17 protein-coding genes are annotated in these 12,711 nt (G+C 66.7%); 15 read left to right on the forward strand and 2 right to left on the reverse strand.

The window, feature by feature from the left end:
• Nucleotides 1-307 precede the first annotated feature (307 nt).
• From NV348_RS20770 to map, 10 genes are all read left to right on the forward strand, one after another.
• On the forward strand, nt 308-955 hold the full coding sequence (locus NV348_RS20770) for a YoaK family protein (RefSeq protein WP_447151109.1): 648 nt from the start codon (nt 308-310) through the stop codon (nt 953-955).
• 272 nt (nt 956-1,227) lie between these two features.
• The gene (gene rpsH, locus NV348_RS20775; RefSeq protein ID WP_014981717.1) at nt 1,228-1,626 is read left to right on the forward strand and encodes a 30S ribosomal protein S8; all 399 of its coding nucleotides are present in this window, start codon (nt 1,228-1,230) and stop codon (nt 1,624-1,626) included.
• A gap of 15 nt (nt 1,627-1,641) precedes the next feature.
• Nucleotides 1,642-2,181, forward strand: coding sequence for a 50S ribosomal protein L6 (gene rplF / locus NV348_RS20780; RefSeq protein WP_019045067.1), 540 nt, complete (start codon nt 1,642-1,644; stop codon nt 2,179-2,181).
• A gap of 2 nt (nt 2,182-2,183) precedes the next feature.
• Entirely contained in the window at nt 2,184-2,591 is a 408-nt protein-coding gene (gene rplR, locus NV348_RS20785; RefSeq protein WP_447148383.1) for a 50S ribosomal protein L18, read from the forward strand.
• A 31-nt stretch (nt 2,592-2,622) separates the two neighbouring features.
• A complete protein-coding gene (gene rpsE / locus NV348_RS20790) occupies nt 2,623-3,273 on the forward strand; it encodes a 30S ribosomal protein S5 (protein ID WP_218719432.1) in 651 nt (216 codons plus the stop codon).
• Between the two features lies 1 nt (nt 3,274).
• A complete protein-coding gene (gene rpmD, locus NV348_RS20795; protein ID WP_019045070.1) occupies nt 3,275-3,454 on the forward strand; it encodes a 50S ribosomal protein L30 in 180 nt (59 codons plus the stop codon).
• A 1-nt stretch (nt 3,455) separates the two neighbouring features.
• Nucleotides 3,456-3,899 (forward strand): 50S ribosomal protein L15, encoded by a 444-nt coding sequence (rplO, locus tag NV348_RS20800; protein WP_019045071.1) that lies wholly within the window; start codon nt 3,456-3,458, stop codon nt 3,897-3,899.
• A gap of 155 nt (nt 3,900-4,054) precedes the next feature.
• Entirely contained in the window at nt 4,055-5,377 is a 1,323-nt protein-coding gene (gene secY, locus NV348_RS20805; protein WP_447148384.1) for a preprotein translocase subunit SecY, read from the forward strand.
• Entirely contained in the window at nt 5,374-5,919 is a 546-nt protein-coding gene (locus NV348_RS20810; protein ID WP_447148385.1) for an adenylate kinase, read from the forward strand. The genes secY and NV348_RS20810 overlap by 4 nt, the downstream gene beginning before the upstream one ends.
• A 25-nt stretch (nt 5,920-5,944) precedes the next feature.
• On the forward strand, nt 5,945-6,742 hold the full coding sequence (map, locus tag NV348_RS20815; RefSeq protein WP_218719435.1) for a type I methionyl aminopeptidase: 798 nt from the start codon (nt 5,945-5,947) through the stop codon (nt 6,740-6,742).
• A 33-nt stretch (nt 6,743-6,775) separates the two neighbouring features.
• Here the strand turns inward: map and dtd are convergent, their stop codons facing one another.
• Both dtd and NV348_RS20825 read right to left on the reverse strand, forming a co-directional pair.
• Complete coding sequence (gene dtd, locus NV348_RS20820) at nt 6,776-7,219, reverse strand: D-aminoacyl-tRNA deacylase (RefSeq protein WP_447148386.1); 444 nt, start codon at nt 7,217-7,219, stop codon at nt 6,776-6,778.
• 98 nt (nt 7,220-7,317) lie between these two features.
• Entirely contained in the window at nt 7,318-8,817 is a 1,500-nt protein-coding gene (locus tag NV348_RS20825) for a hypothetical protein (RefSeq protein WP_447148387.1), read from the reverse strand.
• 243 nt (nt 8,818-9,060) lie between these two features.
• Here NV348_RS20825 and NV348_RS20830 point away from each other — a divergent pair, with 243 nt between their 5' ends.
• From NV348_RS20830 to NV348_RS20850, 5 genes are all read left to right on the forward strand, one after another.
• The gene (locus NV348_RS20830) at nt 9,061-9,678 is read left to right on the forward strand and encodes a hypothetical protein (RefSeq protein ID WP_447148388.1); all 618 of its coding nucleotides are present in this window, start codon (nt 9,061-9,063) and stop codon (nt 9,676-9,678) included.
• Nucleotides 9,614-10,999 carry a hypothetical protein gene (locus tag NV348_RS20835; protein ID WP_447148389.1) on the forward strand — a complete coding sequence of 462 codons (1,386 nt, stop codon included), beginning with the start codon at nt 9,614-9,616 and terminating at the stop codon, nt 10,997-10,999. The genes NV348_RS20830 and NV348_RS20835 overlap by 65 nt, the downstream gene beginning before the upstream one ends.
• Nucleotides 10,996-11,793, forward strand: coding sequence for an ESX secretion-associated protein EspG (locus NV348_RS20840; protein ID WP_447148390.1), 798 nt, complete (start codon nt 10,996-10,998; stop codon nt 11,791-11,793). Before NV348_RS20835 ends, NV348_RS20840 begins: the two co-directional genes overlap by 4 nt.
• Before the next feature lie 110 nt (nt 11,794-11,903).
• Complete coding sequence (locus NV348_RS20845; protein ID WP_447148391.1) at nt 11,904-12,221, forward strand: hypothetical protein; 318 nt, start codon at nt 11,904-11,906, stop codon at nt 12,219-12,221.
• Between the two features lie 16 nt (nt 12,222-12,237).
• Nucleotides 12,238-12,708 carry a YbaB/EbfC family nucleoid-associated protein gene (locus NV348_RS20850; protein ID WP_447148392.1) on the forward strand — a complete coding sequence of 157 codons (471 nt, stop codon included), beginning with the start codon at nt 12,238-12,240 and terminating at the stop codon, nt 12,706-12,708.
• The last annotated feature ends 3 nt before the right edge of the window (nt 12,709-12,711 follow it).

The following is a 12,711-nucleotide window of genomic DNA, read 5'->3' on the forward strand; positions in this document are numbered from 1 at the left end:
GGCGGAGCGTCCGGCCTGGCCGGACCCGCTTGCGCGGGAATTTGTTTCGAATTGTTCGGTGAACGTGAGGTTAAATATCCCGAGGTCAATTCTGTGTTTTTCCCGATAATCGTGAAATCGCGGTGGCCGACCCTCCTGTCCGTCGCTAGTGTCGGGATGGTCGCGCGGAAATGTGGCGCGACCGGGTGTCAAAGACGATCCCTAATTCCAGGACAACCGGAGGAGTGGGATTGTGACGACAACCACAGAGAAAACCGGGCGTGACCTGGCCCACCAGGCGCCGCTCCGCGGGATTCCCGCGGGTGCGATGCCGATGGTCGCCTTTCTTTCGATATTGGCCGGATTCATCGGCGCGGCCGCCTATACACATTCTGCCGGGTATTTCGTGACATTCATGACCGGAAATACCGAGCGGGCCGTTCTCGGCTGGTTCGACAATGACCAGCTGCTGGCCGTCGGCGCTATTACGTTGCTCTTCTCGTTCGGGCTCGGCGTGTTCGTCGCCTCGCTGCTGCGCCGGCGGTGGTGGCGCGACAGCCGCCACGGCGCGGCGGTGGTGACCACCGTGGCGCTCGCGGTGGCCGCGGTCGTCGACTTCGCCCTCGACCGCACCGGCGGCCAGGAGGTGGGGTTCATCCCCATCGCGTTCGTCGCCTTCGCGGTCGGCGCGCTCAACACCGCGTTCGTGAAGAACGGCGAGACCAGCGTTCCGCTGAGCTATGCCACCGGTACCGTCGTGAAACTGAGTCAGGGGATCGAAAGCCACGTCAGCGGCGGTAGCGCCCGCGATTGGCTCGGCTACGGCGCGCAGTACGCGGCCTTCGCGGCCGGTGCCTTCCTCGGCGGTGTGATGAGCCTGGTCGTCGGTGGCGAGTTGATGCTCATCGTGGCCACCGCGGTCTCGGCCGCGGCGGCGATGCTCACCGCCAAGGCGGCGCGCGCGGTCGTGGCCTGATCGGATCCGGCCGCGCGAACCGACCCCGGTTTGGTCCTGACCACGGCATTGCCTACACTAGAGCGGTTGCCTGGGCACCTCTGTGTCCGCTGGCGCCTCGCTGATGTGCGTAAGCGGGCGGACGGTCCAGGCGCCGAGAGCTCGTAAAGAGAACTCATCCGGTCGGTAAGTGCCGTCCGGACCAGCCGAATTGTTGTAGGCCCACGGTCGGCGTGTGTGAGCGCGCCGATGCTGCATGGGAACCGCAGCGAGAAAGGTGTCGAGGTCTAACCATGACCATGACTGATCCGATCGCAGACTTCTTGACGCGTCTGCGCAACGCCAACTCGGCGTACCACGATCAGGTGAAGGCGCCCCACTCCAAGCTCAAGGCGAACATCGCCGAGATCTTGAAGCGTGAGGGCTACATCGCCGATTACCGCACCGAAGACGCGACCGTGGGCAAGTCCCTCGTCGTCGATCTGAAGTACGGCCCCAGCCGTGAGCGCAGCCTGCAGGGCCTGCGTCGCGTCTCGAAGCCGGGTCTGCGTGTGTACGCGAAGTCCACCAACCTGCCCAAGGTCCTCGGCGGCCTCGGCGTGGCGATCATTTCCACGTCGACCGGTCTGCTCACCGACCGTCAGGCGGCCAAGCAGGGCGTGGGCGGCGAAGTCCTCGCCTACGTCTGGTAAGGGAGGTCAGGACTAATGTCGCGTATTGGTAAGAAGCCCATCGAGATTCCGGCCGGCGTCGACGTCACCATCGACGGCCAGGTCGTCACGGTGAAGGGGCCCAAGGGCACCCTGTCGCACACCGTGGCCGAGCCGATCACCGTCACCAAGGGTGAAGGTAACGAGCTGGAGGTGGCCCGTCCCAACGACGAGCGCGCCAACCGTTCGCTGCACGGCCTTTCCCGCACCCTGATCGCCAACATGATCGAGGGTGTCACCAAGGGCTACGAGAAGAAGATGGAAATCTTCGGTGTCGGTTACCGTGTGGCCGCCAAGGGCTCGAACCTCGAGTTCGCCCTGGGCTACAGCCACCCGGTGCCGATCGAGGCCCCGGAGGGCATCACCTTCGCGGTGGAATCGCCCACCAAGTTCTCTGTGTCCGGCATCGACAAGCAGAAGGTCGGCCAGATCTCCGCTGTCATCCACGGACTGCGTAAGCCCGACCCGTACAAGGGCAAGGGCATCCGCTACGCCGGCGAGGTCGTTCGCCGCAAGGTCGGAAAGACGGGTAAGTGATCATGGCGCAAACTGCTAACCAGAAGGCCAAGCGGATTCCGCTGGGCAAGGACACCTCGACCAAGCGTCGGCTGTCCAAGACCCGCCGTCACTTCCGTCTGCGCAAGAAGGTCGTCGGCACCACCGAGCGTCCGCGCCTGGTGGTCAACCGCTCCTCGCGGCACCTGCACGCCCAGCTCGTCGACGACTCGGTGGGCAAGACCATTGCCGCCGCGTCCTCGATCGAGGCCGACGTGCGCGCGCTGGAGGGCGACAAGTCCGCCAAGGGCGCCAAGGTCGGTCAGCTGATCGCCGAGCGTGCCAAGGCTGCGGGTATCGAGGCGGTCGTGTTCGACCGTGGTGGTCACGACTACCACGGCCGTATCGCGGCGCTGGCCGATGCCGCTCGTGAAGGCGGGTTGAAGTTCTGATGACTGTTATTTCGAACGGAAGGAACGTCTGATGCCGGGACGTCAGCGGCGTGACGGCGGCAACGGACCCGCCGGACAGAACAGCAATGCCCCCGAGGGCAACCGTGGCGACCGCCGCGGTGGTGGCGATCGTCGCGGTGGCGGCGACCGCCGGGACAACGCGGCCGAGAAGAACCAGCTCGAGCGCGTAGTCGCGATCAACCGCGTCTCCAAGGTCGTGAAGGGTGGTCGTCGCTTCAGCTTCACCGCCCTCGTGATCGTCGGTGACGGCAACGGTCTGGTCGGCGTCGGCTACGGCAAGGCCAAGGAAGTTCCCGCGGCCATCCAGAAGGGTGTCGAGGAGGCTCGTAAGGGCTTCTTCCGCGTCCCGATGATCGGCTCGACCATCACCCACCCGGTTCAGGGTGAGGCGGCGGCCGGTGTCGTCATGCTGCGTCCGGCTTCGCCCGGTACCGGTGTGATCGCCGGCGGCGCGGCGCGTGCCGTGCTCGAATGCGCAGGCATTCACGACATTCTGGCCAAGTCGCTCGGTAGCGACAATGCGATCAACGTCGTTCACGCGACGGTTGCCGCGCTCAAGATGCTCCAGCGTCCCGAAGAGGTTGCCGCGCGTCGCGGTCTGCCGATCGAGGATGTCGCTCCGGCGGGCATGCTGCGTGCGCGTGCGGGACAGGGAGCCTGACATGGCTGATCTCAAGGTGACCCAGATCAAGAGCACCATCGGCGCCAAGGCGAATCAGAAGGACTCCCTGCGTACGCTGGGCCTTCGCAAGATCCGTCAGAGTGTTGTCCGTGAGGACAACGCTCAGAACCGCGGTCTGATCAACGTCGTGCGCCACCTCGTAACTGTTGAGGAGGTCTGACATGACCATCAAATTGCACCACCTGCGTCCTGCGCCGGGTTCCAAGACCGAGAAGACCCGTGTGGGTCGCGGTGAGGGTTCCAAGGGCAAGACCGCCGGTCGCGGTACCAAGGGCACGAAGGCCCGCAAGAACGTCTCCCCGGCGTTCGAGGGTGGCCAGATGCCGCTGCACATGCGCCTGCCGAAGCTGAAGGGCTTCACCAACCGCTTCCGCGTGGAGTACCAGGTTGTGAACGTGGGCCGCATCGCGGAGCTGTTCCCCGAGGGCGGCACGGTCGGTAAGGCCGAGCTCGTCGCGGCCGGCGCCGTTCGCAAGAACGAGCTGGTCAAGGTTCTCGGCGACGGTGAGATCGGCGTGGCGGTCCAGGTGACCGCCGACAAGGTGACCGGCTCCGCCAAGGAGAAGATCGCCGCAGCCGGTGGCACTGTCACCGAACTGGCCTGACGGTACTGTTAGTCAGCAGTGGACACCGGACGAGTCGCGAGCTCGTCCGGTGTCACTGTTAGAGTTCAAGTGTTGTCTGCCAAGCTCGTCATCGGCTGACGTTTCCGTAGAACCGAAGTCGCATGGCATGACCATGTCGTTCGCCAGGAGGATCTGTGCTTTCCGCCTTCGTATCGGCCTTCCGGACTCCGGACTTACGGCGGAAGATTCTCTTCACGCTGGGGTTGATCGCGCTGTACCGGTTGGGTGCCGCGCTGCCGTCCCCCGGCGTCGACTACCGCGCGGTCCAGGACTGCGTGAAGCTGGTCTCCGGCGGCGATTCCGCCGGTATCTACCAGCTCATCAATCTCTTCTCCGGTGGTGCGCTGCTGCAGCTGTCGGTGTTCGCGATCGGCATCATGCCGTACATCACCGCGAGCATCATCATCCAGCTGCTGACCGTCGTCATCCCGCGGTTCGAGGAACTGCGCAAGGAAGGCCAAGCAGGCCAGACCAAGATGACGCAGTACACCCGGTATCTGTCGATCGCCCTGGCGATCCTGCAGGCCACGGGTCTCGTCGCGCTCGCCGCGCGCGGTCAGCTGCTGCAGGGCTGCCAGGAGGACATCCTCGCCGACACCAGCATCTTCGGCATGATCATCATCGTCCTGGTGATGACCGCCGGTGCCGCGCTGGTCATGTGGTTCGGTGAGCAGATCACCGAGCGCGGTGTCGGTAACGGCATGTCGCTGCTCATCTTCGCCGGTATCGCCGCCCGCCTGCCGCTCGACGGCAAGAACATCCTCGACTCCGACGGTGGCCTGATCTTCGGCCTGGTGTGTGTGGCCGTGCTGGTGATCCTGGTGGCCGTGATCTTCGTCGAGCAGGGCCAGCGCCGGATCCCGGTGCAGTACGCCAAGCGCGTCGTCGGTCGCAAGATGTACGGCGGTTCCTCTACCTACCTGCCGTTGAAGGTCAACCAGGCCGGCGTCATCCCGGTGATCTTCGCGTCCTCACTGCTCTACCTGCCGAACCTGGTCGCGCAGCTGACCGGGTCGAACACGGCGACCGACCCGAGCTGGTGGCAGGAGATCATCCAGAAGTACCTGGTGAACCCGGGCAACCCGGTCTACATCGCGATCTACTTCGGTCTGATCGTGTTCTTCACCTACTTCTACGTCGCGATCACCTTCAACCCGGAGGAGCGCGCGGATGAGATGAAGAAGTTCGGCGGCTTCATTCCCGGTTACCGTCCGGGCAAGCCGACCGCCGACTATCTCAACTACGTTCTGAGCCGCATCACCCTGCCTGGCTCGATCTACCTCGGTCTGGTCGCCGTCCTCCCGAACCTGTTCCTGGACATGGGCTCGACCGGCGGAGCGGCGAACCTGCCGTTCGGCGGTACTGCGGTCCTCATCATGGTCAGCGTGGGTCTCGATACGGTCAAACAGATCGAGAGCCAGCTGATGAATCGAAATTACGAAGGGTTCCTCAAGTGAGAGTTGTTCTGCTCGGTCCGCCGGGTGCCGGCAAAGGTACTCAGGCCGTCCTGCTGTCGGAGAAGCTGGGCGTTCCGCACATCTCCACCGGAGACCTCTTCCGCGCGAATATCAGCCAGCAGACCGCCCTCGGTCGCGAAGCGCAGAAGTACATGGACGCGGGTGACCTCGTCCCCAGCGACGTCACCAACCGCATGGTCGAGGCCCGCGTCGGTGAGCCGGACGCGTCGAACGGTTTCGTCCTCGACGGATACCCGCGCACGACCGATCAGGCCGACGCGCTGAAGAAGATCCTCGAGCACAACGGCACCGCGCTCGACGCCGTGCTGTGCTTCGTGGTCGCCGAGGACACCGTGGTCGAGCGCATGCTCGCCCGTGGGCGCGCCGACGACACCGAGGACGTCATCCGCAACCGGCTGCGGGTCTACCGTGAGGAGACCGAGCCGCTGCTCGAGTACTACGACGGTCTGGTCGTGACCGTCGACGGTATCGGCGAGGTCGACGAAGTCAACGCGCGGGCGCTGAAGGCGCTCGGTCAGTAACCACCGATCGGAGTACTGAGGCCGGATGGTCTTCAACCGTAAGAAGAAGGTCGTGCCGTTCCGTTCGGCGGGCGAGCTGGATGCCATGGCGGCAGCCGGCGCGATCGTCGGGCGGGCGCTCGTCGCCGTCCGCGCCGCGGCCAAGCCCGGTGTGTCGACGCTGGAGCTGGACGAGGTGGCCGAGCAGGTCATCCGTGACGCGGGCGCCGTCCCGTCGTTCAAGGGCTACCACGGCTTCCCCGGCTCGATCTGTTCTTCGGTCAACGACCGTGTGGTCCACGGGATCCCCTCGGCGAAGGAAATCCTCACCGAGGGCGATCTCGTCTCCATCGACTGCGGTGCCATCCTCGACGGCTGGCACGGCGACTCGGCGTGGACATTCGGCGTCGGCAACATCATCGAGGCCGACGCGCTGCTGAGCGAGGCGACCAAGTTGTCGATGGAGGCGGGTATCGCGGCGATGCTGCCGGACAACCGGCTCACCGACGTCTCGCACGCCATCGAGCTCGGCACCCGCGCCGCCGAGCGCGAGCACGGCCGCGCCTACGGCATCGTCGACGGCTACGGCGGTCACGCCATCGGCCGCGAGATGCACATGGACCCGTTCCTGCCGAACGAGGGCGCCCCCGGCAAGGGCCCGCGCCTGGTCGTCGGTTCGGTCCTGGCGATCGAGCCGATGCTCACCCTCGGCACCACCGAGACCAAGACCCTCGACGACGAGTGGACCGTGGTCACTACCGACGGCACCCGTGCCGCGCACTGGGAGCACAGCGTCGCCGTCACCGAGGACGGCCCCCGCATCCTCACCTTGCGCCCGGAGTAGTTCGCGCGCAACAGGTTTCGAACGACGGCCCGGTCAGCCTTCCAGCAGGATGGTGACCGGGCCGTCGTTCGTCAGCTCGATCTGCATGTGCGCGCCGAAGTGGCCGGTGGCCACGGTGGCGCCGAGTTCGCGCAGGGTGTCGGCGAAGGTGTCGACGAGGGGTTCGGCGATCGGGCCGGGGGCCGCGGCGTTCCAGGAGGGGCGGCGGCCCTTGGCGGTGTTGGCGTAGAGGGTGAACTGGCTGACGACGAGAACCGGAGCGTTCAGGTCGGCGGCGGAGCGTTCGCCGTCGAGGATGCGAAGCCGCCAGGCCTTGTCGGCGAGGGCCCGCGCGGTCGCTTCGGTGTCGGTGTGGGTGGCGCCGACCAGGGCGAGCAGGCCGTGGGGGACACCCGCGCCGAGAGGGTCGATCCGGCCGACGACCGCACCGTCGACACTCACCTGGGCGCTGGTCACCCGCTGCAGCAGTACTCGCACAGCATCCGATCATGCCGGGTGCTCGCCCGGTGCGGCAGACCGGCCCGGACGGATAGGCTGTCCGGCCCGGCTCCGACACTGGCAGCGGCCGAGCCGGGTCAGGGCTTGCCGAAGAACAGGATGTCGGGGCCGTACTCGGTGAGCGGGCGCTTCTCGGCGGCCTGGCGGATGCCGCTGCCGGGCAGCTCGGTGACCTTGGCGAACATCGGCGCGTTGCCGAAGGCCGCGCGGACCTGCGTCTCGGAGGCGTAGTCGGCGCCGTAGTCGGCCAGGGTCGCGAAATCCAGCGGCGCCAGCGGTGCGTCGAGCGGTGCCTGACCGGCCGGCCTGCCGAGCGCGGCGTACTGGGTGGCGACGCCGCTGTCGTAGAGGCACAGCTCGTAGGAGATGTTCTCGATGGTGGCGACGGTGAGGACCGGCCACTTCTCCGAGAGCCGAACGGCGAGTGGATGCTTGCCGAGCGCGCCGATCTCCCAGTTCAGGCTCTTCACCGAAATCCAGCTGCCGGAAGACTTCTCCACCAGCACCACATCGGGGGCCAGCTCGACCGCGGGATTCGTGACGGGTTCCTTCACACCCCAGTGCTTCTCGTGCACCCCGGCGAACCGGCCTGCGTCCACCGGCTCGACGCCGTCGCGCGCGAAGGCCGCCACGATCGCCGCTCGTACCTGGTCGAGCGCGTCCGGTGCCGAACAGCGCACCGCGAGCGCGCCGTAGGTCGCCGAGATCTCGACCGGCCGCGACGGCGGCTCCGGCATCGCGCCCGCCGCGAGCGGCTTGAGCCCGACCAGCGCCAGCCGCCAGTTGATCTCGTCGATGGTGGCCAGGTCGCCACCCGACTGATAGAGGATCTGCTGCTGGGTGAGCCGCCCGGCCCGCTCCAGCGTCGGCGCGCCCAGCTTGATCAGTGCCTGGGTGGTCTTGACGGTGAGATCGAGTTCCTCGACGCGGGTCTCACGCAACCGCGCGGTGCTCGCCGCGGAGGTGACCTCGGAATACAGCGTGCGATAACTCGCGATGGCCTGCTTGCGGGACCGGCCGACCATCATGGTGCGCAGCAGCGTGCTCAGGCTGGCCAGATACTTACCGGGCTGCTCGGAGGTGCGTGCGTACATCGCCGCCCTGATCCGCACCGCGTCCTCGGTCGCCGCCACCGCCGCGTCGTGATCGAGCCGCATCAGCCACACGCCGCACTTGGACAGCCCGTCGGCGCACATCGGCTGCACATCCGGATAGTCCTGCGCGACCTGCCGATACGCCTGACACGCACTGCGAATGGTGTTGGTGGCCAGCTGCCGATGCCCGACCAGCCGCGTCGCCTGCTCGAACAGCCGCAGCGAATCCTGCAGCGCACCGGCGTACTCGTAGCTGACATACCCGCCGACCAGCCAGTGCAGGCGGATGGCGACCGCCTCCTGCGCCGGTTCCAGCGCCTCGGCGGTCCGATCGCGACCCGACGGGTCGTCGCGGGTGGCGAGCAGGCCCTGGGCCAGCTCGGCGAGGGAACCGGCCAACCGGAGGTAGTCCGCGGGGGCCTGGCTCCTGGTGGCGGTACGGTCGGCCGCTACGCGCCGTTCGAGGCCGCTCACATCGGTCATGAGCAGTTCCATCGCCACGTCAATCTCCGGCCCCATCATCGCTCGTGCGTCAGCCGCTGCGCGGCGGTTGTTGCTCGATCGAGTCTGTCACAGATCGGTGCGAGCCGCCCATGTGTCGGGTGGGGAAAATCGGGGTAGACGGAAAGTGTTGGGGCTGGGCAGATTCCATTATGGTGGCTAAGCTTCGGTCGATCCGGCCCCGCGGTTAGGGCCGATGTCGGTGTGCGACGAGGAGCTAGTGGCGTGGGCGAGAAGACTCCCTGGGACGGGGCGGCGGGCAAGGCGAGCATCAGAATCGAGACCGGCGCCGCGCTGCAGGCCGCCAACGCCTGTCACGATGTGATCGCCGTGCTCAAGGGGTGCCAGGACCTGCTCAAACCGGGCGCGCTCAACAACTATTCCGTCGACGCCATCGGCGGCGAGGAAGTGCACGCCAAGCCGCTGCGTGACAAGTTCATCGAGGAAACGACGCAGGCGTCGGACACCGTCGGCAAATTCATCGACGCGCTGCACGACATGGGCGACATGTTCAAGGCGGCCGGCGCGGTCTACACCGGCAACGACTCGTTGACCGCCAGCGAGATCGCGGCGTTGAACGGCAAGAAGGACACGCTCAGTAAGGTGTCGACCTCGCCGGCCGGATTGCCGCTGAAGGACACCGTCGCCAAGGCACCCGGGTACCTCCCCCCCGCACTACCAGACGCCCGGGGGCAACTACACGGTGTACGACGACGATATCGACGTCGCCAAGAAGCCGAGCGCGAAGACGGCGCTCGCCACCGCGGAGAGCTCGGGCGTGTTCAAGAATCACGCCCGCGAACCATCGAGCATGTCGTGGAAGGACCTGCAGAACCTCGGTAGGCGCATCCAATGGAGCCAGGTCTCGGCGGACATGCCGACCTGGAAGGTGATGGCCGAACAGGTGGAGAAGGTGGGCAACACCTTCGAGACGGCCATCGGCACGATCACCACGACGAACTGGGAGAGCAAAGGTGGCGACGCCGCCTTGACCGCGGTGAAGGCATTCGTCGGATCCCTCGGTTCGCTGCGTGACGGCTTCACGATGATGCACTCGGCACTGCAGTACACCGTCGACTTCCTGCACGCGACCGCGGCGTCCATGCCGCCGCCCGCCGACGGCGAGACCTGTGACGATGTCGGCGAGGTGCAGGAGCTGTACCGCAAGCACTACTACGTCGGCTTCGACGAGGTGCAGACGATGTTCCCGGCGGCCGCCGTGCCCACGGCGCCCAAGGGGGCACTCGGTCCGCCGCCGGAGAAGAAGGAAACCGACCCCTCCAAGCGCAACGACGGTGGCGGCAACAATCAAGGCGGCAACAACCAAGGCGGCGGCAATCAGGGGGGCGGCAACCAAGGTGGGGGCAATCAGGGTGGCGGGAATCAAGGCAGCGGCCAGGACAAACAGGCGCAGGCCCAGCAGCAACAGCAACTGCAGGAGTTGCAGGACAAACAGAAGCAGCTGACGCAGGACCAGCAGGCCCTCGACAAGCAGAAGCAGCAACTGCAGGACCAGGCCAAGCAGCAGCAAGGGCTGCTCAACGGTCAGCAGGGCTCCGGCCAGGGCGGTACCGGAACCACCGGATCGGGTTCGGGCGGATCGGGTTCGGGCGGTTCCGGTTCGGCGTCCAAGGGCACCTCGTCCGCGAGCGGTTCCAGCTCCGATGGGTTGTCGACGCTGATGTCGACGATCTCCGGCGTGCTCTCCTCGGTGACTCAGGCGCTGCCCAGCGTGATCGAGGCGCTGTCCTCGATCGATGTCGGCGCCATGACACCAGATCTGTCCGAGCTGACCAAGGCGCTCGGCCAGTTCCCCGACCTGGCGACGGCGATCTCGGATTCGCCCGAGTTCGCCCAGCTGATGGCCGACCATCCCGAATTGCAGTCCGCCGCGCAGGCGCTCGGGCTCACCGTCGAGCAGCCCGCGACCGGCTCGGCTGCCACGGCCGCCGCCCCCGCCGCGGGCATCGCCGACGAGCCGGTGACGACCTCGGCATCGGCCGCGTTCCCGCGTGCCGCGCTCCCCGACTTCAGCAATCTGAGCTCGCTGGAGGAGATCGTGTCGCCGTTGGTCGCCGCGAGTGCGGAGAGCGCCGCGCACGTGATCCCCGAAGTCGTCGAAGCGGTCACCGTGGAGCGCGGCACCCCGGAGCGGCAAGCGTGACGCGTACCTGGGAGTTCACCGACGTCGAGTTCTTCGTGCTGTGGCAGCGGCTCGTCCGCGCGAGCATGCCACGGCCGCTGACCTTCGTGACCGAGATGCAGGACGCGATCGAGTTCGAGCACCGCAAGCACGAGGCGTGGGTGCGGGTGAGCGAGATGCTCGACGGGGAACTGCATTCCGCCATCGGGGTGCTCGCCCGGCCCGAGGTCTACGTCCGGTTGCGCGGGTGGAACGACCGGGCGTCGGAGGACCCGAAGTACATGATCAAGGCGCGCGTCGCCCGATCCGGTGCGCAGGGCTACCTGGTGTACCAGAAGCCAGGCGTCACCTCGTGGCACAGCTCCGGCTACACCGTCGTGGAGTGCGGTCCGCACGGATTGGCCGAGGCGATCGTCGCGCACCTGCCACCGCTGGACGCGGGCAAGACGGGGATCATCCCGCTCGACGGTGGACAGGCGGCCGAGCAGGCGCATTTCGCGCCGCGTTCGTCGATGGTCCTCGATGAGGCCGACACCGGGATCGCCGCGCGCAGCGCCGCCTTCTTCGAGACCCCGGCCGAACGCACCGGACTCATCGAAACCCTGCAGAACCAGTCCATGTTCGGGTCCCGCGGGATGGAGCGCGACATCATCGTCTGGCGTGATCTGCCGGGGGACGGGCGGTACGCGATCGATCTGCCGTCCAACGACCCGGTGGCCGAACCGGTGACCCGGCAGCAGCTGACCGACAAGGTCGATCGATCGGTCACCCGGATGATGGAGCGGGTCGAAGCGCACTGGGAGGCCAGGACGTGAACACACGATTCATGTTGTTGTAACGAAGGATTCGCTTCCGGCAGGCATTCTGTTGCGCAAGCGAACGATATGTGATGTGCTCGGCACCCACGCTGGAAAGGGAGGACGCGATGGCCCTCGAGTTCGACGCAGACCTTTTTCGCGCGGCCGCGCAGAAGTCGGACGCGGTGCACGACAAGATCGAGAGCGTGCTGTCCACCCTGAAGTCCTCGCTCGCCGGTCGTGACGGCTGCTGGGGCGACGACAGCCTCGGCTCCAATTTCGCCAACGGGCCCGGCGGTGACGACGGCTACCTGAAGATGCACTCCGCCACCACGACCAACGCCCAGGCGATGGCCGACGGCATGGGCAAGTTCTCCGAGGGCCAGACCGACGCGGCGGACAAGATCGACAAGATGGAGCACGGCAACCGCGACGGCTTCAACTGAGCGGACGCGTGCACTCATGACCAACGAACAAGCCAAAGCTGACCTCGCCGAGATCATCGAGGGCGTCCAGGACCAGATGCGCGCGGTCGCCCGCATCCAGCAGGCCCGCGCCGAGATCGTCGCCAGCGCCACGGTGCGCCGGCGCGTCACCGTCACGGTGAACGCCGACAACAAGGTCATCGAGACCAAGTTCGGCGCCGATATCGAGGACCTCGGGTACGCCGAGATCGCCAAGGCGGTGACCGAGGCAGCGCAGCAGGCCAGCGCGGAGGTCGCGCGCAAGGTGAACGAGCTGATGGCGCCGTTCCAGCAGCAGCGCGCCCGGATGCCGAAGATCTCGGATCTGGTGGAGGGCATGCCGGAGTTCCGCATCCCGCCGACCGTCGAGGCGTCCACGGCGCCGCCGGATTCCGCCGAACGGCGCGGTGGCGGCGAGGATCCGGCGCAGCGTGAACGTGGCAGCGCCGCCACCGATTCGGGCTGGTGACCT

The sequence above is a fragment of the Nocardia fodinahabitans genome (assembly GCF_052983615.1).

What these genes read in the sequence shown, in the direction of transcription:
- NV348_RS20770 (WP_447151109.1), top strand. Translation starts at nt 308, where the DNA reads ATGCCGATGGTCGCCTTTCTTTCGATATTGGCCGGATTCATCGGCGCG.
- rpsH (WP_014981717.1), top strand. Translation starts at nt 1,228, where the DNA reads ATGACCATGACTGATCCGATCGCAGACTTCTTGACGCGTCTGCGCAAC.
- rplF (WP_019045067.1), top strand. Translation starts at nt 1,642, where the DNA reads ATGTCGCGTATTGGTAAGAAGCCCATCGAGATTCCGGCCGGCGTCGAC.
- rplR (WP_447148383.1), top strand. Translation starts at nt 2,184, where the DNA reads ATGGCGCAAACTGCTAACCAGAAGGCCAAGCGGATTCCGCTGGGCAAG.
- rpsE (WP_218719432.1), top strand. Translation starts at nt 2,623, where the DNA reads ATGCCGGGACGTCAGCGGCGTGACGGCGGCAACGGACCCGCCGGACAG.
- rpmD (WP_019045070.1), top strand. Translation starts at nt 3,275, where the DNA reads ATGGCTGATCTCAAGGTGACCCAGATCAAGAGCACCATCGGCGCCAAG.
- rplO (WP_019045071.1), top strand. Translation starts at nt 3,456, where the DNA reads ATGACCATCAAATTGCACCACCTGCGTCCTGCGCCGGGTTCCAAGACC.
- map (WP_218719435.1), top strand. Translation starts at nt 5,945, where the DNA reads ATGGTCTTCAACCGTAAGAAGAAGGTCGTGCCGTTCCGTTCGGCGGGC.
- NV348_RS20825 (WP_447148387.1), bottom strand. Translation starts at nt 8,817, where the DNA reads ATGACCGATGTGAGCGGCCTCGAACGGCGCGTAGCGGCCGACCGTACC.
- NV348_RS20845 (WP_447148391.1), top strand. Translation starts at nt 11,904, where the DNA reads ATGGCCCTCGAGTTCGACGCAGACCTTTTTCGCGCGGCCGCGCAGAAG.
- NV348_RS20850 (WP_447148392.1), top strand. Translation starts at nt 12,238, where the DNA reads ATGACCAACGAACAAGCCAAAGCTGACCTCGCCGAGATCATCGAGGGC.